We start from the raw sequence: 26,347 nt of genomic DNA, 5'->3' as shown, positions 1-26,347 counted from the left end.
TCACTCCCTAACCGAAATGTAACGTTACAGACTTATCACGCAGCAGTTCCTTTAGCTGGTCACGGCCTTCATATGGCAAATCCAGGCGCATTTCCTGTATAGTGCGCGTGACTACTTCATTTGCCTCATCCGGGTTCTTTGCCAGCGCAAGACCTGAAGACATTTTATTGACCAATTCGATTTGAGCATGCAACTCATCCAATGAGAGAGCAGCAAGTTCGCTTACCTTCGCCTGCAGATCAACATTCAGCTGTTGGTAAAATTCAATTTTACGCACTAGCTGATCCTCGAATTTGTTTATGAAATTGACTAACTCTGCTACCTCTTTGGAATGATCGATGAAATACAGAAGCGAAATACTCAGGATGCCTGTCGTCATTCCCCCGATAAAAATGGTCAACGGCTCGCCAATGACTGGCATTTGAGCAATCGGAAGTTTACTGAAGGCTTCGCCAATAAATGTTCCCGCAGCAACCGATGCTGCCATGACAATTATCTTTGATACAGCTTTCATCAAGTCACCCGGTGCCAACTGATCTCGGTTGAATACAAGCAAACTAAAGATTTCCGTGATGCTGCCCCAAAACTCGCGAATGAGCTTGACGATATTTTTCGCTGTACCTGCAAACAGGTTGACAAAGAACGTCGAAAGCGAAGCCATAATTCCGGCAAGCACGCCATTGCCAAATGATTTAATCAACGACGAGAATTTTTCCTTTATCATCATAAAAGCTTCCTTAAAGGTTTCACCAACCTGCTTTAGAAAAGTGCTTAGCGAGAATTCTTCTTTCATTTTCGCAACAATCTGCGGGAATTTTCTGCGCACAATCATCCACATCTCAGCAAGCAGCATGCCAACAACTTGGCGAAGTCCCATCTTCATGCCCTGCGATACCGCATCTGTCTTGAGTTTTTTCCACGTTTCTTTATCCTTTAAATAAGCTGTGCGAATTGTTCCTTCATATGCTTTTCTCGCTTTCTTATCTGCCTCCGCCATCATCTCAATATTGGCCTTGCTTAAATTTTCAAGTTTTCTCAACTCGCCGCGTTCCTTGTCAGAAAGATCGCCTTTCTTTTTCAGCACATTTATCCTTGCCTCGCTTGCTGCCTGATTCTTCTCCAGTTCATTAATGAACTGCTTCATGTCCTTGTGCTTCTTTGAACGGTTAATAGAAAAGTTCGTATGATTCAAATTGGTGTCAGCATTGGCTAAATCAACACCGTTTAAATTTGTTAAATATACAGCTGGATCATTATGTATTGTACTGGCAGCAATCGTATGATCCATATCCTGAGCTTCGTTCCTGGACATCTTCTGATTTGTATAGGAATCTATCAGTTTACCATCTTTGCGAAGGCTGCTTGCCTCAGCATTTCGTTTAGAGTAGTTCGCATGCTGATGGTATTTATTCTTCACTCTTTTATCTTGATAGTCTCCACGGTTCTGATAGCGAGCTTGAGCCGCCTCATCCTTCAAGCCAAATTCACGCGCCGTAACCGGAGTATCGATATTTCCGCCATCTTGGTCCTTGAACATAAAATCAAGTGCGAATGAACGGATCAATGTCGTTACAATCATCTTTTCATACTGTTGCAGCAGTGATTGAGATGGAGGTAAATCCCCGTTTGGAGGAATTTCTTCCGCTAGATCCAATGCGAGCGTTGTTGTCATATAATTACCTACCTTATTAAAACGATTATAATAGTACAATTATACTAGACAAATCTAGTGAATAATACTAAAAAAAGGAAGTTGATATCATAGTAAAGAGACACTCACTTAAAATGGAAACAGTTTGCTCTTCGATATATTCGACAAATTTCGGGCGGTGACAGGCACCTGTCGAAATATCCACATACAAAAACGCTCAGAGGTTATCTCTGAGCGTTAAGTATTATGTTCTAATTCCTACACTTCTACCTCAATTAATCAATTGATTCCTAAAAAAATGCCCTCCCGACTGTCGACATTATAGGATAAACACTAACTAATAAGGTCAATCCCCACAAAAATAAACCAATAAGAAAACTCTTCTTATTCATCTTTGACCTATATACTATAAGCAAAATAATCCATATGGGGGTTAAGAAAATACCTACAGCAACTATGTTCATCGCTATTTGAGCATTAATCATATTTATAGAATAGTTAGAACTATTATTATTGGTTATTATATCCAAAAATACAAATAAGGATATTAGTAATAAAACAAGTGCGTTATATACAATCCAGACTTTGCGCATACCAAGCCTCTACTCTCTTCAAATGTCTTATTACTATTAATAATTTATTCGACAAATTTCGGGCGGTGACAGGCACCTGTCGAAAGGGGCACCTGTCGAAAGCGGTAACTGCCAACTTTATTTCACCCAAACTCCACCAGAATTGAAGTAATACCATTTGCTGTTGATGTATACCCAGCCGGTTTGCATGGCGCCTCCGGAGTTGAGGTAGTACCATTTTGTTCCGAGGAGGATCCAGCCTGTTTTCATGACGCCGCTTGTTTCGAGGTAATACCATTTGCCGCCGCTTTTGATCCAGCCTGTTTGCATTGCTCCACTGCCAGCGAGGTAGTACCACTTTCCTCCTGATTGAATCCAACCGGTCTTCATCGCCCCACTCTTCTCAAGGAAGTACCATTTGCCGCCGCTTTTGACCCAGCCAGTCTTCATGGCCCCACTTGCTTCAAGGTAATACCACTTTCCTCCTGACAAAATCCAAACGGTCTTCATCACGCCACTAGCATCGAGGTAGTACCATTTGGAGCCATCCAGCAGCCAGCCTGTTTTCTTGATTCCAGTTTTAGAATCATAGTAGAACCAGTATCCATTCTCTTTCAGCCAGCCTGATTTGATGACAGTGATTTCCCTCTCAACCTTGGCTGTGTTGCCTGATGAATCTGTACTCGTATAGGTCAGCGTATAGCTTCCCGCAACGGATGTATTCACAGTGCCGTTAACAATGATTGAGCTTGTTATATCGCCATCAGCATTGTCTGTAGCTTTAACACCATTTAGGGGATTAAAGCCGGTGCCTACTTTTATCGTTTGGTCCGCAGCCCCAGTAATCACAGGTGCTGTCTGGTCGATAACGTGTACCGTTCTTGTCACAGATTCCGAATTACCAGAGTTATCTGTCACAGTGTATGTTAACCTGTATGTGCCCTTAACCTTTGTATCGACTTCACCATTAATCTGGATGTCTTCGGTCAGATCACCGTCTGCATTGTCCGTTGCCCTGACTCCTGCCAGCGGATCAAAGTCTGCTCCCATTTTAATGGTCAGATCCTCCACTCCAGAAATCACTGGTTTTATAGCATCTATAACCGTAATGGTTCTATTCAGCTCCGTCTCGTTTCCGGTTATGTCGTTAACAATATAAGTAAGGGTATACTTCCCTTTTACATCAGGCTTTACGGTACCGTAGATTCTCAGATTGCTAGTCAAATCGCCATCTACAACATCAATTGCCTCGACTCCTTCAGATGGATCAAAAGCAGAGTGCATATTGATTGTCTTGTCATCTGCTCCTGAAATCACTGGTCCAACTGTATCGACAACCGTAATCTTCCTTTCAGCTGTCGCTGTGTTCCCGGCTGCATCAGTGACCGAATAATGCACGACATAAACACCAGGCTGCAAAGGTTCAACAGTGCCCGTTACTTCAATTCTCTCCGTAAGTTCACCGTCTACATTATCCGTTGCAGCAACGCCTTCAAGGACATCAAAAGAATCAACAGCTTCTAGTGTCACGTCTTCCACTCCCGTTAAGACAGGCTCGCCTTTGTCGGATACAGTAATCGTTCTTGATTTTTCGGAGGTGTTTCCAGATGTGTCCGTGACCTTATAAGTGACTACATAATCACCCATTTTTGATGGATCCACATCTCCTTCCAGCTCAATTTTAGCTGTAAGATTTCCTTCAATAAGATCGTAGGCATTCACTCCATCCATCGGATCAAAGTCGGAATCAACATTAATAGAAGTATCTTCTATTCCATAAAAGCTTGGAGCAACTCCATCTATCACAAATAGGTTATTGGCATATTGATCCTGATATACAAACCCTGATTCATCATCTATCATATCGGATAGATGGAAATGAACTTTACCAGATGCATTTTCAGGAACTGTAAATGTATACTCATATGTCTTGCCGTTACTTCCAGCCACTTCTGTCATCGTTTGAGGAGTGGAAGCCATTGCGCCACGCAAAGCGATTTTAACTCCTGCTTTGACACTCTTTGTAAAATGGACCCCAATGGTGATTGTATCACCAGAGGCTCCGACCGATTTCGATATGTCATAAGATGAAACGATTCCCTCTAGCGTATGTCTTAATGGGACCACACTTATTTCTCCAGCAGAATTCGGCCCGATCGCAACAATGGTACCATCCTTCTTAAGCCCGACAATTGAACTGCGTCCAGTAAGAGCGACGATATCTTTCCAATTGGAGGTCGTTCTTGCATCATCCCAGAACTCTCCAGTGCCAACGACGGTGCCATCCTTCTTAATACCGAGCGTATTCCCGCCGCCTGCATAGATGTAAACGATATCTGTCCAATCTGATACATCACCAAGCTCGTAGTCATGTCCTTTGACTGTCAGCACGGTTCCATCTGACTTCAATCCAATTGTATGATTTGGACCAGCAGAAATAGCAATGATATCTGTCCAATTATTCACATCCCACATTGCAAATCCTGGATAACCAGTCGTAATAACGGTTCCATCTGCTTTTAACCCTACGGTATAGTTAGATCCAGCAGAAATAGCAACAATATTGGTCCATTCATTAACATTTATCTGGCCATAATAGTTATCGCCTGTTGCCACGACGGTCCCATCTTTCTTCAAACCAACGGTAAATTTATATCCTGCAGATATATCGATAATATCCCGCCAATCAGCAACCTCAGTTTGACCTTTGTTATAACTTTTCGGATTAGTTGCAATAACGGTTCCATCAGCTCTCAAGCCAAGTGTAAAGTCATATCCTGCTTCGACTTTTTTGATGTCTTTCCAATCATCAAGATGATCCAGCTGACCATTCCAATTATAGCCTTTTCCAATAACCGTTCCATCTGCTTTCAGCCCTACAGTAAACTGTCCATTCGCAGTGATATCCACAATATCCTGCCAGCCTTGTACATCTGTTTGGCCATTCCAATTATCCCCGGTTGCAACCAGCGTGCCATCCGCCTTCAACCCAACGGTATGCCAGACGCTTGCAGCAATCGCAACAACATCTTTCCACTCACCAACATCAATTTGTCCATCCTCATTATATCCAGTCGCCACTACCGTCCCGTCTGCTTTTAAACCGACCGTAAAGCTTTCACCAGCAGCGATCGAGACAATATCAGACCAGGATGATACATCTGTCTGGCCATAATCATTCAAACCTGTCGCCACAACGGTTCCGTCCTTTTTGAGGCCAACTGTATGGGCAAATCCAGCTGCGACAGATACAATATCCGTCCAGTCTCCTACCTGTGTTTGTCTATTCTGCGTATCTCCCACCGCAACCACAGTTCCATCTGATTTTACACCTACGGTATGCCTGGCTCCAGCAGCGATCTCGACAATACCTTCCCAATGGTGTAAGCCTAACTGACCATTCCTATCATTCCCAACTGCAACCACCGTTCCATCTGCTTTTAAACCAACGCTATGCTCAGCACCTGCGGCAATATCCACAAGGTTGCTCCACTCACTGACATTTAGCCTTCCGTGTGCATCATTACCTGTTGCAACCGCTGTCCCATCTTTTTTGAGACCGAGCGTATGCTGGTTGCCAGAATCAACAGCAGCAATATTCGTCCATTGTGTTGTTTCATTATTGCCTCGAGGGGAGCTTGCGACAACAGTTCCATCCTCCACCAGTACAACTGTCAGTGAAGTCTCTGTTGCAACAATCCCTTCATATTTTTTCGCATCCTCCCTTGTCAAATGCAAAGCTGCATTTGCAGACTGAATGCTAGTTATGTTGTTTTGAAAAAGTTGACGAGGCAAAAAGTTCAACAGCAAAGTAATGATAACTGTTAAACTAACAATCTTTGAAAAACTCCTCATCTTCCCCACCCCTTTTTATATGTATTTTTACAGGCCGCTCTCTTTTATAATTTAAGCCCATACTAATCTACTTTATCAAATCGAGTAAGTAATTTAGCCTAATTTGGTAATTTTCCTTTAGGGAATTTCCTCCAATTTTAAAAGCCCAATCCTGTATTAATTGAAAAATGGAGCATAGGAACGTCCCATGCTCCTTCTATAATTAAACACCACTGAAATTCTTCGACTCCCGATTCGGACACAAAAACCCTCCCTATGTCCCAAACACCTCCAAAATAAACCTAGACACCCCTATGGTTTTATTACGGTAGGTTTGGAGGGAGGAGATGTGGAGTTCCTCTTTTGCTCTGGTTACAGCAACGTACATAAGGCGTCTTTCTTCTTCGATGGCTTCGTTGATTTTGTCTTCTCCGGATAAAATGGATATTCGATCATCGGTTTCATGTAAGGATGATTGGTGCGGAAGGATCGATTCGCTGGCTCCTATCAAATACACAACCTGGAATTCCAGTCCTTTTGATCCGTGTATGGTCATTAACTTCACAACATTGGGATTCTTTTGCTTTCTTAGCTTTTCCATTTGTTCATGATAGGACATCACTTGGTCAATAAATTGTAAATACTCCTTAACACTAGAAAAATTTCTAGCGGAGTTTTCCAATTCATCCAGGGTTTCTTCTACTATTTCTTCATAAAGTGTTGAGGCCGGCTTCGTCCGATCTAATAAATACCTGGTATATTGTCCTTTACCATTCCTAATTTCTTGAATGGCTGCAACGGGTTGTAGTTCCTTCAATTGCTTAATAAAGGCAACTTTCTCAGTCAAAATCTCTCTATGATTGGAACTGATCCACGGTAAATCTGTGATCTTTTCCAATAAAAGATCTCCCGGTTTCTGATTCATTCCAATATAATCTATAACCTTATCAGCCGACAGATATAAGGAAGGGAGTATACCCCTGAAAGCCGGCCAATGACCTGGATCACAGGATAGCCTTAAATAATCCAAAATGGGTTTTACAATTGGATTATCATAAAATAGCTCATCCTTCCCATATGTAACAAACGGAATTTCCTCTAAAACAAGTCTGTCAGTTATTTCTCTGCTAACAGCATGGGTACGAAAAAGAATGGCATGGTCGCGCCATTCCCGGTCAGACCTTTTTAAGGAATGAATAATATGTCTCGCCTCATCTTCCACTGTTTCATATGTGGAGTAAACAGGCTCTTTTCCCGATTGGTTGACCGCATACAAGTTTTTCTCGAACCTTTTTTTATTATGCTTAATGATTTCATTTCCCAGGCCCACGATGTATGGATTGGAACGATAATTAATATCCAGTACGATTTTCCGGCAACCAGAATATTCTTGAGGGAAACCTAAAATAATGTCATTTGTTGCTGCGCGAAACTGATAAATCGATTGACTATCATCCCCTACGACAAATAGGTTATTTTGAGGCAGGGCTAATTTTTTCATAATGACATGCTGGAGAACAGATGTGTCCTGGTATTCATCGATCTCAATATAGGTAAAGCGGCGTTGTAAATTTTTTAATATCGGCGGCTGTTTCTCTATTAATTGATAGGTGTGAAAAAGAATATCATCAAAATCCATCAGATTATTTTCTTCCTTATAATCCATGAATCTCTGAAACGCCTCTTGAACTTCCTGATCTACTAATGCGTTTGCTTTCGCCGTCTTAGGGAGTATAAGATGATTGGCCATATAGTTGAACTTTGCCAGCAAGATTTCCGGCTCATCACTAATGTTCATATCCTTTAAAATCTTTTTGATGATAAACTGTCTATGTTTATCATTATTGATAATCTTATGGGTGTATCCAACACTTCTTAACAGCCGAAGGAAGATCGAATGGAATGTCCCGACAAGCAAATTCCCCATCATTTCGGAAGTAATCCCTGGAATCCTTGAAATTCTCTCCGCCATTTCAATGGCTGCCTTTTTTGTAAACGTGACAATCAATATTTGCTGTGGTTTAACATTTTTCATAAGCATGAGATAACCAGCACGGGCGGTTAACACAGCTGTCTTCCCGCTCCCAGCACCTGCTAAAGTCAAAACCGGCCCATCTGTCGTTCTTACCGCCTCAATTTGTTTCTCATTTAAATAGATTCCAATTTTCTCTAAACTGCGAAAATAATAAGCATCTGGGTCGCGGGGAGTCACAATTCTTTGGCTCGTTACACTCTTAGCTATCTTGGCAATCGGTGTGGCTGGCGGCTTGAATGTGATGTTGGTCTCCATACTTGTCCTCCCCTCATTCAATAATTAATGACATGATCGCTTCTTTCAATCCTGTTTGATCTTCCCTGCATAAATCTCTCGCCGTTGTAATCTCATAAATGAATGTTTCAATAAGCTGATCGATTTCTTCAGCCTGACTGATCCGCAATAGTAAAATAGCTTGCAAGAAATGCCAACGGGGATTGGCTGGATCCAAATCAATAGCATGCCTTATCACTCTGCTGCATATCAAAGCATCCACTTGATTTCTATTCATCACCTGGGCAGTATATCCCCAGTACAACGCTTTATTTGGATTATCCCTGATGGCCAGCATATATAATTCTAAAGCTTCTTGAACTTTCCCACTTAAAAAATACAGTTCTCCAAGTAAGAAAGATGCTTCTGCTCTAATTTCAGCATGAGAGCTCTCCATTTCAGCAGTTATCTCTTTAAGAAATTCATCTATCCTATCATGAGTACTAGCTTCGCGGATCCGGTCCAAATCTGGATACGTTTCATCAAAGCGCTCCATACTTTGGGGATAGTTCTTCTGGTTTGGAATGGGTAATGGTTGATCATATCCATAGGATAAATAGACCTCAATATTTTCTTTACAATAGTTCAATATTTCTTGATTATGATAGAAAGTTGCCAGGTTCTCCAAGGTCTGAAGTGCTTTAAAGCAATCTTCAAATCTACCCATTTGGAAGCTGTACTCTATAAAAGACTGGATGGATTCAAGACTCAACCAATGATTATTGATAATCACAAGCAGGTCTTCCACATTCCCTTCAAGGATATGTCTCTCATGTGTTTCCCGCATACTTTTATTAAACTGCTCCATCGCTTGTTTGGATTGTTCTTCCGTTTGATTATTAAGAAGATCAATAATTTCTTGATGGACTCTTTCCTGCTGCTTCCGGTCTACCTTGGTAATGGCAATTTCTACACCAAATAATAAACCAAAGCCTCCTCCAAGAATCCGATTCAATCTCACTTCGAACTCTTGGCCACCATCGATCAGCGGAGATAGTTTGGCTGCAGTTTCTCTCGGAATCCAACCGATACTTTCATCATATTCGTTAAAAACACCAATCGCATTTCTGTCATGCTGGTTGAAGTAATCCCTTTCCATATAGATGTGATCATCAATCGAAAGTCTGTTTATCACTTCTTGTCTTCCCTCAAATTTCACCCCGGCTAGTCGTACAAGCTGTGTCATTCCCTCACCTCGACAATATTCAGCAATTTTATAAAAAAGTCTCTACTTTCCGACTTTTCCCATTACATTTCTGTATAATAGAATTGTATAGTGATTTCCAGTTAAATTCTACAAAATTCGAGGTGTATTCATGTTCAACTCCAAAAAAGACCGGTCCCTAACCCAATACGAAATAAATGAAGTCATGGGTTTTGTGACGAATACGATTAATCGAGCATTATCAACTGGCCAGGCACTTGATGTCATGGAAAAATACGACCTAGTTCTTGTTGCCTCTATTAACGGAGAGTACATACAAGGCTCTGTTTATCAATTCTCTCAATGTAACATAGTAAACAATGAATCAATTGAATTACACGAAACCCCATTGTTCGCAGCAGAACGCCATTATTTGAATATGGAAGATTTCCGTGACTACCTGAATGAGGAGCATTTGGAAACGATGGATCAAACGAATATCCAAGCAGTATTGCTCATGTCTGGTCTGATCCGAAGCTTCAAACTTCAACCAAACTAGTTTTAAAAGGTGGGAAAACAATGAATCATACATTAACTCAAAACGAAGAACAGCTTATTATAGATGCTTTAAAGAATTGCTTGCGCGAGACATACAGCAATATGTCTGAAAAATTCGAAACAATTCATGAACTTGATACGCTAGTCTCTTCATTCATGAATGATGGAACCGTAATGGTTGTCCTTTACAAAGCATCAGACTGCGTGCTTATGCTGGGATCACCTGTGGAACTCCCGCAGTATCCAATGTACACAGCACAATTAGACCAAAGAGAAGGCTTCAAAGCCGGTGCAAATAGCGAAATTCAAGGAACAAAATACGAAGCAATCGTACAATTCGCCCACGCCTGCCTCGAAAGTTCAGTAAAAAGAGGCTGACGGTTAGAGTCGGCTTACACAGGGCTCTTAACATGGAAGACAAAAACTCAGAAAAATACCCGGATAGGACTCATGTGAATGAAGTCCTGATCCGGGTTATTTGTGTTTCAATAGATATAAGGATGGTCTAAAATCAACAATCAAAGAGGGACATACCTGCCTCAGGAACTCAGACGGAAGAACCGTCCCCATGTCCCCTACACTGTTTCACTATCGTTCTTCAAATCTTTTATAAAGCTATATATGATGATACCCATTATGATGGCTAACGGGAATGCCGCAACAATGGAGATCGTTTGAAGCATGGTTAGGGTAGTCTCATTAAAGATAAGGGCGATCGGTAAAATGATAAAGATTAGTGCCCAAAATACTCGGATAAACTTAGGAGGCTCCTGGCCTGGTTCTAATTTTTTCAATGAGTATTCTGCTACAACAAGCGTGATGGCATCGAATGTGCTTGCGTAAAAGGCGATCATCGCTACTGCTAATAAGACAAGCGCGACACTGCTTATAGGAAGCTGTTGGAAAATCTGAAGGATGACTTCAGATGGACTGGCTCCTTCTGCGAGCATTCCGGCTGCATCTACGTTACCCTGTGTTTGGTGGAAGAGTCCGAAGTTGCCGAACACAATAAAGGAAGTGAATGTTCCTAATAACCCACATGTAAACCCGCCTAAAATAGTTTGTTTGATGGTTCTTCCTTCAGAGATTTTACCAATGAAGAACGGTGTGGCAACAAACCACGCAATCCAATATGCCCAATAGAATACCGTCCAGTCTTGAGGGAACCCTGAACCACCTTCTCCAGATACTCGAAGTGGATCCATCCATGTTGACATACTAAAGAAATCATTTGCTAATTTTCCGATACCCGTAATTCCACTTTCGATCATGAACCTCGTAGGTCCAAAGAATAAAAAGATTGCTATAAGTGCTAAAAAGATAATTACGCAGAGATTCGCGAGCTTAGAAATCCCTTTCAAACCTAACGTAACAGCAATTGTATAAACTAATGCGATGACCCCTAGGATGATGATCGTCAACGCTGTACTTTGAGGAATCCCAAAAATCGTCGATACGACTAAAGATAGTAATGGTGTTGCCAGGGAGAACGTAGTTGCTGTCCCTGCAAGCAACCCAACGATCGAGAAGATATCAATGAATTTACCTAACGCTCCATCAGCATGGTGTCCGATTGTTGAACGGCATGCTTCTGAAAGGGTTTGTCTTTTGCGTTTCTTCACATACATCATATATCCGTATGCAACCGCAGGCAGGATATAAAAACTCCATGGAATAGGTCCCCAGTGGAATAATGGATAAGTTGAAGCAAAATCCTGTTTCTGCGCCAGGCTCATATTTTCCATACCAAATGGAGTTGCACCAAAATAATAAGCCCATTCAATCAGTGACCAATATAAGATATCCGCAGCCATGGTTGAGGTGAAGATCATTGCACCCCATGCGAATGTGTTAAACCTTGGTTTTTCTAAATTACCTAGTTTCACATGACCGTAACGAGAGAAAGCCAACCATATCGAGATTAAAAATACGCCAAGGCCAAATACCATGTAAAACGAACCAAAATCACCGACAAAAATACTTCTCAAAAAATCAATAGCATTACTGCTAGCATTTGGATAGACTAATAGAATTACCGACATGAATATGATTAGAATTAGTGGAGCTAGAGTTAAAGTCCAGTCTATTTCCTGTTTAGTTCTATTTTTTTGCAAGTTCATACTTTGTTTCCCCCATTAAGATCTCCATACTTTTTTTATAATAATTTTTTGCATAACGGTACATAATGAGAGTGTAATCTCCAAACTTCACTCCCAATGCTTGTTTATATTGTGCCCACATGGACCATAAAAACCCGCCAAGTGCAATATAGATATATACTCTAAGGCGTTCTTCCTGAGTTGGACTTCTATCGAAATAATAGTCCATCAGCTTCTCAATTTGATCTTGATCCAGATTACCATATAGCGCAAACATGGAAAGATCGATCACTGGGTCACACATACCTGCATATTCCCAATCAATCAATTTCAGATCTCCATTCGGCAAGACTAGAAAATTATCAAAGTGAGCATCAATATGACAAAATACGGATGGGAGATCCATTTTCTTTAGGATTGAAAGAAGTTCACTCATCTTTGTCCTTACTGATGAATAATCTTCAAATAGAATAGCTCCGCTTTTATTGCATAATTCTTCATAAAATAAGATATTTTTCTCAACATCAAAACTATGAGGTACGGTTATATTACTATTGTGAAGCCTATTAAGAGTCTTCATGCTTTCAAATAGCTCCATATCGCTATTTATGTTCAAGCTTCTGGCTCCTGATTCGAATTCTGATATTTTAATGCCGCTCTTCGAATCAATATAGACAATGTGTTCAGTGATTTTTAAAGGTATAACGGCTTTTATACTGCCATATTCTTCATCTCTATTAATCAGCTGCTCTGTACCTTCTCCAGGGATCCGGCAAATATATTTTTTCTCATTAATAGTGAATAAGAATGATTTATTCGTCATACCCAGTTTCAATGGTTTAATATCTTTGATTTCATCTTCGCTAACTTTAAAGATCGAACTAATTAATGACAGCACTTTATTCCTGGAGTCTTCTCTGTATGTCGAATCAAAAACCCTTAGTTCTTCAAAACTTTCAAACTCATAAACAGTATGTTCGGGCTGTCGGTTCACATACATTTCTAATACATCTAGATTTCGCGTAAAAACATCTTCCCAATAAAAATCCTCTGATCCTGGCTGCTTATATGTCTTTTCTAACAAGGGCACGATTTGATCAGAGAACTCTTTCGAAAAAAATACCGGACCATACATATGCCACGAGTTGACTCCTCCTACTTCCACCCGCTTTATTCGGTCTTTACTATCAACTGTCAGACACCACTCTGCTGTTTCACCTTCTGCCTTTACGGCACTGTACCAGCTTTCAAACTCATACGTATTGAAGATATTCTTAGTCATATAATTATCACTAGACAAAATGTAGGTGTTCCTTAGTAAGTGACGTACATGGTGGAGAGTCGATAAATTATTTTTAGTGTCATATTCCTTGTTATAGATCAGCTTTACACCATATTTATCTATGAGATATTCAAACTTCTCTTTAAGATAACCAACGACAATCGTAATATCAGTAATGGACATTTCAATCAATTGTTCAATCTGTCGCTCGATCATTCTCTCACCGCGTACTTCCAACAAACCTTTTGGCGTTTCATAAGTAAGAGGGACAAAACGCGAGCCAAATCCCGCAGCCAGAATAATCGCATTATCAACTCGATACTGGTCCATTACATGATCTGCTTGATCTGTCAGTGAATAACCACTAGGGGATTTAAGTAATAGACCTTCCTGGATTAATAAGTTCAGCAATTTATTTGTTTTCCCTAAAGAAAAATCACAGATTTCTGAAATATCCCTTTGCGTTAGTCTATTATTTTTTTTATATTCTCTAATTATTTTCAAGGCATCTTTGTTCATTTCTGTATCATCTCCTATCCAATATCTATCATTTTATCTTTTTTTATGTTCATTTTCTACATTTTCTTTTAAAAAATGAACAAAAGACCGTAGATAATGACACGCCGTGACGATTTTTGACGTCTCATGTCTACCTTGTAACCGTCAACTAATCTACTAAAAACTTTTTCTAGTCAGTATTTCAATCCATCAGCCTGCCTGGATGCAAGGCACAGGGCGCCGCGGCTGGCCAGGGACACTTCACCTGATTTAGAGGGTTGTTGTCACTTCCGATCATCGAGACGGGCGATAATGATTGATGAGGATAGTGGTATGGAAAAAATCAGCAAGGAGTGAGGAGCGCCTGCAAGCTGATAGAGGTCTGTTTTAAACAAACAGCAGAAATGACCTAAAAAGCAGGCAGAAGGAAATAAAAGGAGAAACCTTTTGAAGAATGAAAGAATCCTGATTTCCCATCCTCATAATAGATGCCGCCTACATAAAATATAACAAAAGTTGCAGTCCAAAGGCTTATGACAAGCCCCCATAAGATATAAAAAAACCAGATCAGAAACACCACTCCGACCTGGTTTAAGATAAAGCATCCTATCAAAAATCTAGTGCTATCACTTAATAACAAGGGACATTCAACACCATTAAACCCCGGACAACCTGCCCAGCAAAACTACTTCGAATTCCGATGGAACGCGAGAAGCGTCCCTGCGTCCCACTACTTTCTCGGCCAATGGTCATCCATGAATCCGAATGCTCTCAGTTCTGGTATGTAATATTCACGATGTTTGAAGTCATGGTTCATCATAAGTTGGGATATGCTTTGATCCTTTTGCATGATCACATCCCACATTTTATGATAGTAGGTCGTGTCGGTACTGTTGTGCACATACCTTTCTGCCCATTGGTCCACATAAAGGTACCAATCAGCTTCCATTTGATATTTACCTAGTTCAAGAAAATCTTCCACTTCAGGTTCCTTAAATACATCGGGTTTAAAAGGACCCTTTAGTGATGCTAAAACCACCAATAGGGCGAATCGATTAATTGGTTTATTGATTATGGATGAATAAACATAGTATGGAACGATCCTAGTGAAAATATCGTTTGAAGATGTGTTTTCAAGATAGTGATATGCCTTTTGAAAATCAATCATTGTATTGAGCCTCCAGCCTTTACATCATAATTTTTGGTCTTAATAGTTTTCTGCAAGGTCACGAAATTCCCCTATTGTTTTTTCCGCTAAAATGACAAGGTTATTTGTCACATAATCAATGACATGTTGGGCGGTATTTTCCATATTGTCATAGTCTAACAGAAACACTGTATGCTTTAGCTTGACCACATGACCATCGACAAAAAATGTCGCGTATCTGCTTTTTTCATTGATTTCATTACAAAACTCCAGAAATTCTCCGATCGCATCCTCGCTTGGGATTTCCATAAAATGATCAACGGTAATATTGACGTAATTCTCATGGACTTCCCAGGTTAGATACAGGTTCCCACAATTTCTTACATCGATTAGTAAATTAAAAAGACCATAAATGTCGTATTCATCATTTGCTAATTGTTCGAATTCGACTGGCATGTCAATTTTTTTGAAATACTCCTTGAAATGCTCCATTAACGTTTCCATGAAAAACTCCTTAATAATCAACTAAATCTTCTAGGATTATAGCTTGATCCGCCATATAATAGGCAATATTGTCAAAGATCGTGCTAATCATGTTATCTGCACTTTTTTCCAGGTTGATCGTTGGAATAAAATCGAAGCTTTGCTTAACTTTGACCCAATTTTCATCAATAAAAAATCTGCATAGTGAATTCTCACTGTTCATTGCATTGATCTTGTCGAATAAAAGCCCTTTGCGGAAATCGCCTAGTGAATCCTTAAGAAAAACATAGTCAGTGATATAGACATCCACTAAAGATAACTTATCATCTACGAATAAGTGGATATAGATTTCCTTTTCTTCAAAATAGGAAGGCCCACCGTAAGAAATGGTAAAAGGCGATACAAACTTGGTGCAATCATCATCAAGGTATTCAATATGTTCTTCATATAGAAAATTCCGGCGGTATAACGCTCTATGGATATATGTAGCCAATAAATTCATTGTTCTCCTCCATATCTTATGTAAATTCTACTAGAACTTGATATTTGTGCTCATAGTCTGGATTAAGAGAATTGGCTTTTTCTAATAAACTCATCCTGCACGGCTCTTTAGTTTTAAGAGCGGCTTGATGGAGCAAAGAGTCATAATAGATTGCTGTCTTAGTATCATAGCCAGGGCTGATTTCCGCACCTAAAAAAATCCATTTATTCGCTTCCTCATACTCTTCCAGAACCAATTTACACTGACCAATCGAAAAGAGGATTTTCGATAACAGTTGAAGATAGTCATGCCAATAAGCACTCTTCCCAAAAAGAGAATAGCTATATGCCTCTACAACAAATTCCTTCATTTCTGAAAAAAGTTTCTGAAGATCCTCCTCAGCAAACTCAGCATCTTCCCTATCAGCAGTCTGCTGCTGAATTCTTCTAGAATACATATCAAAGCGGTCTTCCATTATTAATAGATTTATTTTTCCTTGCCGGTCAAAATAATATGGTCTTTCTCCCATTTACAAACTCCTTTTCAGTAAGGTATCCTGCCAAATTTTTTACAGCCTAAATCTTTTATCGACATGATTACGGATAAATTGAGAAATAAGCCCTAAAAAGAACGCAGGTACTTTTCAGTGGTCTCTAAACTTCTGTTGATCCCCTCCAATTACCTTTAAAGAGCCTGTACGTTCCATGGTTTCATCCAGGATCCACTCTTTATATCCTGCTTTTTGGGAAAACCAATAGATTGAAATCCTATAGGACAGGAATGAGACAACATTTTTCTCTAACAATCAAAATAATGCATGATAGAACTAAGAATTAAAAAAGGCACGATAAGCAGTTAAAACCGCTCATCGTGCCTTTTCTCACAAAACAGCTTTTATATGGGGTGTTGGAGTATTTCTTACATTAATATTTATTACCTCTCCTATCATGAGATGGATTGATAATTTCTTTATTAAAGCCATATAAAATTTAAAGTCCACGTTTCTGAAGGCACCTGTCGAAAAGGCACCTACAAATCTACTGAATCCACGCTCCATCTGCTCCTAGTTTGTATCCGCCTATGGTTGTGTTATAGGCCATGGCCCCGCTGCTGTAGAGGTAGTACCATTTGCTGCCGCTTTTGATCCAGCCTGTTTTCATGGCTCCACTGCTCTCGAGGTAATACCACTTTGTTCCAGACTTGACCCAGCCGGTTTTCATGGCTCCACTATTCTCAAGGTAGTACCACTTGCCTTCTGACTTGAGCCAGCCGGTCTTCATGACACCACTGCCCTCAAGGTAGTACCACTTGCCTCCTGATTTCAGCCAGCCTGTTTTCATCGCTCCGCTGCTTTCAAGGTAGTACCATTTCCCTCCGTCTTTCAGCCAGCCAGTTTTCATGGCTCCACTGCTCTCGAGGTAGTACCACTTTGTTCCAGACTTGACCCAGCCAGTCTTCATTGCTCCACTTTCTTCAAGCAAGTACCACTTGCCTCCTGATAAAATCCACCCTGTCTTCATAACTCCATTGCCATCGAGATAGTACCATTTCGAACCATCCTGCAGCCAGCCTGTTTTTATGATCCCCGTACCAGGATCATAGTAGAACCAGTATCCATTCTCTTTCAACCAGCCTGATTTTATGACAGTGATTTTTCGCTCAACCTTGGCTGTGTTGCCTGATGAATCTGTACTGATATAGGTCAGCGTATAGCTTCCTGCCACGGATGTATTTACTGTGCCGTTAACGATAATTGAACTAGTTACATCCCCATCAGCGTTGTCTGTTGCTTTAACACCATATAGAGGATCGAAAGCATCCCCTAATTTTACCGTTTGGTCCTCAGCCCCAGAAATCACGGGTGCCTCCTGGTCAATAACACTTCCGGGACCATCCACTGTAATCGATACATTATCCAGAAAAACAGTTGTTGCAGCATTTCCGTCTTGAATGTTTCCGAGCTCAAAGACCATTTTTCCATCGTTGAAGGTATCTTCGGTCATTTCAAATGAATAGGTAAAGGTTTGCATTTCGTTTGTTAAATCAAAAGTTTGTGTTGGCGCATATGGAATGAACCAAGGATCTTCTGTCAGTTCTTTTCCGATGTTCACGTTGACTTTACGGGCATCGTTTGCTCGTGCATCAAAAGTTACGTTATAGGTTTTTCCTTTTTCAAAAGTAATTCCCTTCTGAAAAATTTGTGGTGAGTACGAAGCACCGCCTACCATCGTAATATCGACCTTTAATTCTCCGTTTTCTACATCAGCTGTTCCTTCAGCAACTCCGCTCCACTGGTCTCCCCACCATGAGACCCATCCAGCCATTCCTGCCTCAAAAGTACCGTTGTCTAGCTCTGGTGTAGGTTCTGGAGTTGTAGGTTCTTCTGGTTGTGATGCACCTGCTGTGATAATCTTTACATTATCAATAAAAATATCATGTGCATCCAAACCGTACTTGCCCATTTGGAACTTCAAGCTTAGTGTGTCATTCGCTGTCATATCAACGTCATAGGTAAAGCTTTTCATTTCATTCGTTAATTCAGTAACTTCGGAGAGATACCTTTTGTACTCGGCATTTTCCAAGGAGACAACGATTGGTCGGTCCGTTGTTGATCTTGCATCAAAAGAGACAGTATATTTTTGTCCCTGGCCAAATTTCAAGCCTTTTTGCTCAAGAAGAACACCCCACTCTTCTCCACCAGGATTTGTAATCGCTGCTTTCGCTTCACCGTTTGCTTCTGTTATTTGTGCCTGCGCATCATAGTGAATGTATTGTGACCACGGTTCTAGTCCATTGCTAAAATCACCATTGACTAACGATGGTATCACCAGATTCCCTGATAGATTCAGCAGCATAACATCATCAATATAAACATCTGAACTATTTCCACCCAAGTTGAATACTAACTGGCCCTGGGTGTCCGTCACTTCACCAGGCATTGTGAACTCAATCGTTTTCTTGTTCATTTCTTCAGATAAGTTGACAGTATTTGTTGAGTAAACAACTGTTCCATCCTTGCTTAAGAAATCTACTTGAATATCTCTTGGTTGATCTGCTCTTGCATTGAAGGTCAATTCGTAATCTTTACCTTCGAGTAAATTCATACCCTTTTGCGTTAACTGGATAGCAGTTGAGCTGCTTCCTCCATCAGCAATGGCGGCCTTGAATTCCCTGGTTGCTTCACTAACATTCCCTGTGGCTGAACCGTCATTTTGATTAAAATTCCAAAAAGTCATGCGGTCCATTGTTCCTTGGTCGAACGTACCATTATAAACATGGTTGCCATTTAACAGAGGTTCCTTAGCAGAATAATCCTGTTGGACTCCTGTAATATCTTCCACTCTAACATTCCCAATCCAAATTGGATTGTTCCCGTTGGCTCCCATATTGAACTCTAACCTTGCCGCCAAGTCCGTGTCCTGAATCATATCAAAGGAGAATTCATATGATTGGACTTCACTTGTTAATTCAATGATTTCTTCATTGGAATACTTTGCCCAGCCACGGTCAGCACCACCTGATACTTTGACCATCATATTCCGATTACTAGTGGACTTGGCATCAAAGCTAACTTTATACTTGCCGCCACTTGCAATTGAAAGTAATTGAATCTTTTGCAACGACCATAGTGCATTTCCTGGATTTTTAACCTCTACCTTGGCAAATGCCTCTCCATTAATGGTGTCAGTTGTTATCCCTCCGTCACCACCAAAGCTTGGCAGGTGCAGAAAGTTCCAGTATAGGGGATCCATAATTTGTGTTTCAGCTGAAATATCTGTAAAACCCTTAATATAATCATTGTCATAAATAAGATTGCCATCTGCTTGCGGCATCTTTGCATCTGCTGGCAATTCTACTTTCTCAACAGATGGTTCAACCGGTGTTTTATAGTCTCTTCCTGTCAATTCGTAAACACGTACATAATCTACTTCCATTTTACCAGGAAAAGTAGTTGTCGCATCTGGATCGCCGCCATACCAGCCGCCAACTGCAAGATTCAAAACAAGATAGAATTCTTGATCAAATGGGGCAGGGAAAGAGTACTTTTCGGTATTGTTTTTATCTTTGCTATACCAGTTATTCGAAGTTTGATAGAGATTTCCGTCAACATACCAGCGAATCTCGCCAGGCTCCCATTCTATTGAATATGTATGGAAATCTGTATTAGATTCTCCCTCAGGGAAGTGGTATGCTTCTGCTGTATGAACATTGTTAGGAGCTACTTGACCAAAGTGAAGGGCCCCGCCAACTTCTTTTGCATTTTTTCCTGCTGCTTCCATGATGTCAATTTCACCTGAAGCTGCCCAGCCGCCATAAACATCATTCTCAGGTAACATCCAAAATGCTGGCCAGTATCCTTGGCCACTTGGAAGCTTCATTCTGGCTTCGAACTTCCCGTACCTTTTGCTGAACAAACCTTTTGTTTTGAGCTTGGCAGAAGTATAGTCATATGAGCCAAACTCATCCGTGGTTTCTTCTTTCTTGGCTTCAATTACTAGATTCCCATCTTGAATATAGGAATTTTCAGGGGAGTCGGTATAATACTCTAGTTCGTTATTTCCCCACCCTCGAGCTACTCCATTTCCATCTCCATCGACAATCCAGTTTCCGATATCATATGACCACTTCGATTTATCAATTTCGGTACTATCAAACTCATCCGACCAAAAAAGTGTCCAATCTGAATCATTTGTTGAATTTGTCGCTGCTTCCGGTTTGATCGTAGGGGTAATTGCAAGTCCTAAACTTTGAAATGCTAATAAAAGCGTTAATAGAATAGTAAATGTCTTATTCAAACTTTTTCCTCCTTCGTTTTTAACCCTTTTGCTAGTCTAGTACGGTGCCTTTTGGCCCTATGCTGATTTCCTCCTTTACCCAAGCAAGAAAATAAAGAAGTTCTAAAACAATATCTACTAATCAAGTGAATTAGTTGAAGTCGTTTTAATTAATCTAAAGGATGTCGGCGCATTTATTTTCTTATTATGGGATTATTTATCAGTACCACACTTAATTTTATCCTTTTTCGATATGTTTCTTTAGGTTCTGATTTTTGTAAACGGTTTCATTGTTTTGGGGAAGAAACGGAAGAGACGCAGGGACGCTTCTGACGTCTCAAATAGAAATGGTTTTGAATAGAAAGGGATAAGTTAAAGTAGAGTGAATGAGGCTGATGGTCACTTTTTCATTCTCAAAAGGCTGGCGGAGCATATCAAGTGTCTTTTTCGAGAACTCGTCCAATTCATCTTGAAAAGGACGCCGCGGTGGACCAGGGAAACTTCACCTGGTTTGGGGTTGGTGCCACCTCCGTTAATTGAGACGGCCGATGCAGAATGATGGGGATGGGGATGGCGATATGGAGGAAAAGTCAGTGAGGAGTAGGGAGCACCAACCAGCTGATAGAGGCTTGTTTTTTCAAGCAGTGACTCTTTCGAAAGGGAAGGCAAAATAGTCGGGAATGTCTCAGCCAAAAGACTCTTTCCGCATCCTGGCGGCCCATCCATCAGTACATAATGGCCGCCGCTCGCTGCAATCTCAAGCGCTCGCTTGGCAAAATCATGCCCAATGATCTGATTGAAATCCCTTGTGGACACCATGGATTCCTCAATCATTTCCATTTCCGGCAGCAAGGGCAACAACTGCTGTCCCGCTAAAATATTCATCACATCCTGAAGGCTTTCAACATAGACAAGTTCCAAGTCATCGATTTCAATTCTCGGTATCGTTGGATCAAAAGGCAGGATTAGACGCTTTAACATCAGCTTCCTGGCTGCCAAAATAGCAGCAATCATTCCCTCTACAGGATGAACCGTCCCATCCAGAGATAAAGCACCGAAAAAACCAGCATCCATCGGAATTGGATCCTGTATAAAACCACCACTCTTAAGAATGCCAATCGCAATCGCAAGATCAAACAAAGGCCCATTCTTCTTCTGCTCAGCTGGCGACAGGTTGATGATTACTTTCTTATCAACCAGTGGAAAACCGAGAGTGTGCAACGCCGCCGTCACCCTCTCCTTCGACTCCTTCACCGAAGCATCAGGCAGCCCGACAATCACAATTGACTCGAACCCTTCCTTCACCTGTACCTCTACATCAACACGATAACCCTCAAGACCTTTCAAACCGATACTTGCAACCTTTACAGACATAGACATACCTCCAGACGGTTTAATATTTTTGATAATTTATAGGGTAAAAGCAAAATTAAAGAAGAGAAATCGTAGAAATCATAAAGAGAGACGAAAGAAGTAGTTTATATTTGGAGAAAGTCTCATAGAAAAAGAAGGATGAAAAGCAGAAGAACAACTCACAAGAGGAGAATGACAAAGTGGATAACAACCATCAAATCTATCATAAACCAAACATTAAAAATAAGCACTTATTATAATCCAGGACTATAAAATATATTCAATAGACTATTAATAATCAGTATAAATACCAATAAGTCAGCATGAAACCCCAGACCATAACCAAACTATTCCACCCCCGAATGAGACGCGAGAACCCGTCACTGTGTCTCCCTGTATCTCGGGTCTGATCTGTAGTAAGGCTAAATAGGAAGTTACTTTAAATCATTTATTTATTCTTTAAATTACACATTTTGGTTATAATAGAAGGTAATGAATATACAGTAATAAAATCTAGAGAGGAGGCTATATTAATGAGAATTTCTACTCTCCATATAGAAAACTTTAAGCTTTTTAAAGAAAAAAAACTCAATTTTAATGATCAGTTCACTTTAATTATTGGGAATAACGGAACTGGTAAAACTAGTATTTTAGAAGCACTAACAGTTGGATTGGGAGGTTATTTAGCTGGTTTAGATGGAGTACAAACTAGAAATATTATTTATGATGAAATCAGAAAAGAGTGGGACAAACCAGGGGATGCGACCATAACAAAAGAACCTCAAATCCCAGTAGTAATTAAATGTGAAGGAACTTTAGCTGATAAATGTATTATATGGAAAAGAACTAAGGACTCCATTAAAGGTAAAACGACGAGATCTCAAGCAAAAGATATAATACAAACAGCAAAAGAAATGCAACAGGCGATTGTGAAAAATAAAGATCATTCTATTATTTTGCCCGTTATATCGTATCAAAGCGCAGGGAGACTATTTTCACAAAAGAAAAATAAATGGGTGGATCCATTTAAACGAGAAGATATGTCAAGGTTTATTGGATATACTGATTGCCTTGAATCTGAGTCTAATATTAAATTATTTGTAAACTGGCTAAGAAGAATGACAACAATTCAACTACAGAAGAGAAAAAAAATCGGTGAATTAGATGCAGTTTTAAATGCAGTTGAAGAGTTTATGAGAGGTTTAGTTGAAGAAAATGAAGAAGTAAGCATAGAGTATGATTTCGAAGAAGAGGAAGTAATGGTTGAATTTGGAGAACAAAGAATACCGTTAAGAATGATGAGTTCAGGCTATAGGAGTATAATTGGAATGGTTGCGGATATTGCTTATCGTATGGCAATACTAAATCCGCAGTTAAGGGAAGATGCCATTAAAGAGACTCCAGGGGTAATTGTAATTGATGAATTAGATCTTCACCTGCATCCTAGGTGGCAATGGAAGATCGTGGAAGATTTAAAAAGAACATTTCCCAAGGTCCAATTTATTGCAACAACACATGCTCCAATCATAATTTCCTCATGTAGTGACATAGAAATTATTAACTTACATGAAGAAAATAATCATATTGAAAGCTCAAAAGAATCTAATCCATACGGCTGGCAAGTAGAAGATACTCTAACAGATATTATGGACACCTATTCTAGGAGCCCTGAAGTTCAGAAAGAAATAGACGAACTAGAAGAATTATATAGTCTAAAGGCTTTAGGAAAATTAGATTCCGATCAAATAAATTCACTTAAGGAGAAAGCCAAAAAGTTATTGACTCTTTTACCAGAAGGAGATCCTGCAGTAACTTTAGCAAGAATAGATGCAATAGGAAAATTGGCAAAGGAACGAGTCGATGATTAAAGTACAACGAAAAAAAATACCAAAAAGTCTTCAAGATAATGCTGAGCAATGGACTGAAGATCTCTTGAATCAAATTAAACTAAAGGGTAGTTATTCTAAAGTAACCTCAACTTATAAAGAACGCTATAAGCAAGAGGATGTTAAGGAAACATTAGAAAGGATGTATGGTGAAAAGTGTTGTTATTGTGAAACAATAATTGGCGTAGCAAGCTATGAACATATTGAACACTTAAAACCTAAGGGCTTAGAAAAATTCCATCATTATAGTTTTAATTGGGATAACCTACATTGGGGTTGCCAAATTTGTAATCACAAAAAATTAGATCAGTGGAATGATGAGGCTCCAATATTAGATCCCTGTATTGATGATCCAGGACAACATTTAGATTTTGATTTATCTACTTGTGAGGTTAATCCATTAGCAGATTCAGCAAGGGGCATTACAACAATTAATCACGTCAAATTAAATCGGCAAAAATTAGTAAGGGCTAGAAAAAGAGTTAAAAATAGAGCTATGGGATACATTTTGCAGATTCAAAAAACAGAAAGTCCGGTTGACGATGAATTTTATAAACGAGAGTTAAAAAAAATGGTAATTAGTGATCCTGAAAATGGTGAAATAGCCGAGTATTCGATGTTGATACAAAAAATAATTAAGACATATCTTAAATAGAATCCATGGAAACATTTCCTATATACCTTTAAGGGTCAAAATGAGATGTTAATAACTCTAATCTATTACTATTTTTATTTTTGTGAAGAGTATATTAATAGTTCTTGTTTTTAATATTTGAGAGTCAAAATATGTTATGAGGGAGGGGAACTGCTGAGTTTCTATCCTTTCTGGTGAGACGCAGGGGCGGTTCTTCTGTATCAAAATCTGTAATAAACTTTCGATTTTTGAGACGCAAGAACCGTGCCCATGTCTCATTGAGAGGTGTAGGATGACGGAGCTATTAACGATTCGGGAAGCCACCGCAATCTTACAATCTTGCGGAATAGAATGTCATGTCAGTTCCATGAAGTAAAGAAATGGGCTATAGAGGGGAAAATAAAAGCGAAGCATGAAAATAGAGTTTACATAATTGGAATTCCTCGAATTACTTTGGAAAGGCAGCTAATATAAAATTGGAATATGTGATGAAACAAAGATAAGTAGGCACTAATTCAGGAGAACAAAGAGATTAAGGATAGAATTGTACAGTAAGAGAAGGAAAACAAAATACTAAGACAAAAGTTATCTTCCTTAAAATAAAGCTTCTAAGATTAATAGAATTCCCCTGCAACTGGTCAAATAGGCAGGGGAATTCTAATGAAATTTGTATTGGTAAAGGCCTTGGCATTCGGTGGTAAATCCCCTGTTATCGTGTGGTAAAAAAGATGGCTCGGATGGTACATTTGAATGGCCGTAATCAGATTGAAACCCCATAGGCCAAAACCGCTGACTTAATTCTTCTCCGGCAATCAAAAATTTTGCGTTTGGAGGAAGAACATAAAATCAAAAGGCACGATGAGCAGTTAACACCGCTCATCGTGCCTTTTTTCGCGCAACAAGAGAACCGTCCCCGTGTCCCTCTTTCGACTCCCGAATGAGACGCAAGAACCGTCCCCACGTCTCGCCCGACTCCCGAAGAGACACGAGAACCGTCCCCGCGTCCCTGTGTCTCTCCGAGAGCCTTAATGAGCTCTTGTTCCTTTTCATTCAAGTCATCCATCGCTTCTTGTAAAATCAACATTGTTGCTTTATCACAGAGAATATCTTCTATCATTTGGTCATCTTCAAAATCAGATCCTAGTTCAATCAAACGATTGATTGAATCTTCTTTGCTTGGGATAAAATCAACCGTTTCTGCTTCATGGTCAACAGCAATCCGTCCAACCTTTATATCCTGTTCCAGGTACCTTTGACGCCGATCCATTCGGTAATACTCTTTGTAAATCTCTTCGCTTACTGCGACCTGCTCTTTGCCGATTTTGATAAAAAACTCGCTCATTCTCTTTTCCTCCCGTGGCACGGCAGGGAGCCGTAGGGGAAAAAGAGACAAAAAAATAAGCCGGACACAGAACGCCCAAACTGCATTAATTTGCAGGGCGTACTATGTCCGGCTTATAGGTAGTTCACACCACGACTCCATTGCTCGGTACCGATTATTTTTGATTCAATGTGCATTCACTTGCTAGATGATCATTTCTTCTCAAAACATCAGATCATCCGGCATGGGTAATGCATACGATTCCTCGCTCGGTATTATCGTGGTATGAACTTTTGGTAAAAATTAAAAAGGCCCAGGTAC

The 26,347-nt window shown here is 40.0% G+C and carries 16 protein-coding genes and 1 pseudogene; 4 read left to right on the top strand and 13 right to left on the bottom strand.

The window, feature by feature from the left end:
* Window positions 1-7: 7 nt before the first annotated feature.
* From AB5I83_RS08495 to AB5I83_RS08480, 4 genes are all read right to left on the bottom strand, one after another.
* Window positions 8-1,672, bottom strand: a complete 1,665-nt coding sequence (locus AB5I83_RS08495; protein WP_448974480.1) for a hypothetical protein — start codon at window positions 1,670-1,672, stop codon at window positions 8-10.
* Window positions 1,673-2,361: 689 nt separating this feature from the next.
* The gene (locus AB5I83_RS08490; protein ID WP_448974478.1) at window positions 2,362-6,078 is read right to left on the bottom strand and encodes an immunoglobulin-like domain-containing protein; all 3,717 of its coding nucleotides are present in this window, start codon (window positions 6,076-6,078) and stop codon (window positions 2,362-2,364) included.
* 253 nt (window positions 6,079-6,331) lie between these two features.
* Entirely contained in the window at window positions 6,332-8,347 is a 2,016-nt protein-coding gene (locus AB5I83_RS08485) for an ATP-dependent helicase (RefSeq protein ID WP_448974476.1), read from the bottom strand.
* Between the two features lie 13 nt (window positions 8,348-8,360).
* Window positions 8,361-9,551, bottom strand: coding sequence for an HIRAN domain-containing protein (locus AB5I83_RS08480; protein ID WP_448974474.1), 1,191 nt, complete (start codon window positions 9,549-9,551; stop codon window positions 8,361-8,363).
* A gap of 130 nt (window positions 9,552-9,681) precedes the next feature.
* On the opposite strand from AB5I83_RS08480, the gene AB5I83_RS08475 reads away from it, so the two are divergent.
* Both AB5I83_RS08475 and AB5I83_RS08470 read left to right on the top strand, forming a co-directional pair.
* Window positions 9,682-10,068, top strand: coding sequence for a hypothetical protein (locus AB5I83_RS08475; RefSeq protein WP_226086121.1), 387 nt, complete (start codon window positions 9,682-9,684; stop codon window positions 10,066-10,068).
* Between the two features lie 20 nt (window positions 10,069-10,088).
* Window positions 10,089-10,445, top strand: coding sequence for a hypothetical protein (locus AB5I83_RS08470; RefSeq protein ID WP_448974472.1), 357 nt, complete (start codon window positions 10,089-10,091; stop codon window positions 10,443-10,445).
* A 197-nt stretch (window positions 10,446-10,642) separates the two neighbouring features.
* On the opposite strand, the gene AB5I83_RS08465 is transcribed toward AB5I83_RS08470, so the two are convergent.
* From AB5I83_RS08465 to AB5I83_RS08430, 8 genes and pseudogenes are all read right to left on the bottom strand, one after another.
* Window positions 10,643-12,187 (bottom strand): BCCT family transporter, encoded by a 1,545-nt coding sequence (locus AB5I83_RS08465; protein ID WP_448974470.1) that lies wholly within the window; start codon window positions 12,185-12,187, stop codon window positions 10,643-10,645.
* Complete coding sequence (locus AB5I83_RS08460) at window positions 12,168-13,967, bottom strand: sugar phosphate nucleotidyltransferase (RefSeq protein ID WP_448974468.1); 1,800 nt, start codon at window positions 13,965-13,967, stop codon at window positions 12,168-12,170. The genes AB5I83_RS08465 and AB5I83_RS08460 overlap by 20 nt, the downstream gene beginning before the upstream one ends.
* Before the next feature lie 709 nt (window positions 13,968-14,676).
* Entirely contained in the window at window positions 14,677-15,114 is a 438-nt protein-coding gene (locus AB5I83_RS08455; protein WP_448974466.1) for a hypothetical protein, read from the bottom strand.
* Between the two features lie 39 nt (window positions 15,115-15,153).
* Window positions 15,154-15,597 (bottom strand): hypothetical protein, encoded by a 444-nt coding sequence (locus AB5I83_RS08450; protein WP_448974464.1) that lies wholly within the window; start codon window positions 15,595-15,597, stop codon window positions 15,154-15,156.
* Between the two features lie 10 nt (window positions 15,598-15,607).
* On the bottom strand, window positions 15,608-16,078 hold the full coding sequence (locus tag AB5I83_RS08445) for a hypothetical protein (RefSeq protein WP_448974462.1): 471 nt from the start codon (window positions 16,076-16,078) through the stop codon (window positions 15,608-15,610).
* A 16-nt stretch (window positions 16,079-16,094) separates the two neighbouring features.
* Entirely contained in the window at window positions 16,095-16,586 is a 492-nt protein-coding gene (locus AB5I83_RS08440; RefSeq protein ID WP_448974460.1) for a hypothetical protein, read from the bottom strand.
* A 508-nt stretch (window positions 16,587-17,094) separates the two neighbouring features.
* Entirely contained in the window at window positions 17,095-20,853 is a 3,759-nt protein-coding gene (locus tag AB5I83_RS08435; protein ID WP_448974459.1) for a carbohydrate binding domain-containing protein, read from the bottom strand.
* A gap of 316 nt (window positions 20,854-21,169) precedes the next feature.
* Window positions 21,170-22,206: pseudogene (locus tag AB5I83_RS08430) on the bottom strand (ATP-binding protein).
* Window positions 22,207-22,718: 512 nt separating this feature from the next.
* Between AB5I83_RS08430 and AB5I83_RS08425 the strand changes: the two are divergent.
* Both AB5I83_RS08425 and AB5I83_RS08420 read left to right on the top strand, forming a co-directional pair.
* Window positions 22,719-24,053 (top strand): AAA family ATPase, encoded by a 1,335-nt coding sequence (locus AB5I83_RS08425; protein ID WP_448974457.1) that lies wholly within the window; start codon window positions 22,719-22,721, stop codon window positions 24,051-24,053.
* Entirely contained in the window at window positions 24,046-24,726 is a 681-nt protein-coding gene (locus AB5I83_RS08420; protein WP_448974455.1) for a retron system putative HNH endonuclease, read from the top strand. Before AB5I83_RS08425 ends, AB5I83_RS08420 begins: the two co-directional genes overlap by 8 nt.
* 739 nt (window positions 24,727-25,465) lie before the next feature.
* Here the strand turns inward: AB5I83_RS08420 and AB5I83_RS08415 are convergent.
* Window positions 25,466-26,047, bottom strand: a complete 582-nt coding sequence (locus AB5I83_RS08415) for a hypothetical protein (RefSeq protein ID WP_448974453.1) — start codon at window positions 26,045-26,047, stop codon at window positions 25,466-25,468.
* Between the last annotated feature and the right edge of the window lie 300 nt (window positions 26,048-26,347).

The sequence above is a fragment of the Mesobacillus sp. LC4 genome (genome assembly GCF_053543455.1).
Note: the sequence above shows the minus strand (reverse complement) of the source record. Positions and strands in the feature narration are given on the sequence as shown.

Coding starts and splice junctions, on each gene's coding strand:
- AB5I83_RS08495 (WP_448974480.1), bottom strand. CDS start 1,672: ATGACAACAACGCTCGCATTGGATCTAGCGGAAGAAATTCCTCCAAAC.
- AB5I83_RS08490 (WP_448974478.1), bottom strand. CDS start 6,078: ATGAGGAGTTTTTCAAAGATTGTTAGTTTAACAGTTATCATTACTTTG.
- AB5I83_RS08485 (WP_448974476.1), bottom strand. CDS start 8,347: ATGGAGACCAACATCACATTCAAGCCGCCAGCCACACCGATTGCCAAG.
- AB5I83_RS08480 (WP_448974474.1), bottom strand. CDS start 9,551: ATGACACAGCTTGTACGACTAGCCGGGGTGAAATTTGAGGGAAGACAA.
- AB5I83_RS08475 (WP_226086121.1), top strand. CDS start 9,682: ATGTTCAACTCCAAAAAAGACCGGTCCCTAACCCAATACGAAATAAAT.
- AB5I83_RS08470 (WP_448974472.1), top strand. CDS start 10,089: ATGAATCATACATTAACTCAAAACGAAGAACAGCTTATTATAGATGCT.
- AB5I83_RS08465 (WP_448974470.1), bottom strand. CDS start 12,187: ATGAACTTGCAAAAAAATAGAACTAAACAGGAAATAGACTGGACTTTA.
- AB5I83_RS08460 (WP_448974468.1), bottom strand. CDS start 13,967: ATGAACAAAGATGCCTTGAAAATAATTAGAGAATATAAAAAAAATAAT.
- AB5I83_RS08455 (WP_448974466.1), bottom strand. CDS start 15,114: ATGATTGATTTTCAAAAGGCATATCACTATCTTGAAAACACATCTTCA.
- AB5I83_RS08450 (WP_448974464.1), bottom strand. CDS start 15,597: ATGGAAACGTTAATGGAGCATTTCAAGGAGTATTTCAAAAAAATTGAC.
- AB5I83_RS08445 (WP_448974462.1), bottom strand. CDS start 16,078: ATGAATTTATTGGCTACATATATCCATAGAGCGTTATACCGCCGGAAT.
- AB5I83_RS08440 (WP_448974460.1), bottom strand. CDS start 16,586: ATGGGAGAAAGACCATATTATTTTGACCGGCAAGGAAAAATAAATCTA.
- AB5I83_RS08425 (WP_448974457.1), top strand. CDS start 22,719: ATGAGAATTTCTACTCTCCATATAGAAAACTTTAAGCTTTTTAAAGAA.
- AB5I83_RS08420 (WP_448974455.1), top strand. CDS start 24,046: ATGATTAAAGTACAACGAAAAAAAATACCAAAAAGTCTTCAAGATAAT.
- AB5I83_RS08415 (WP_448974453.1), bottom strand. CDS start 26,047: ATGAGCGAGTTTTTTATCAAAATCGGCAAAGAGCAGGTCGCAGTAAGC.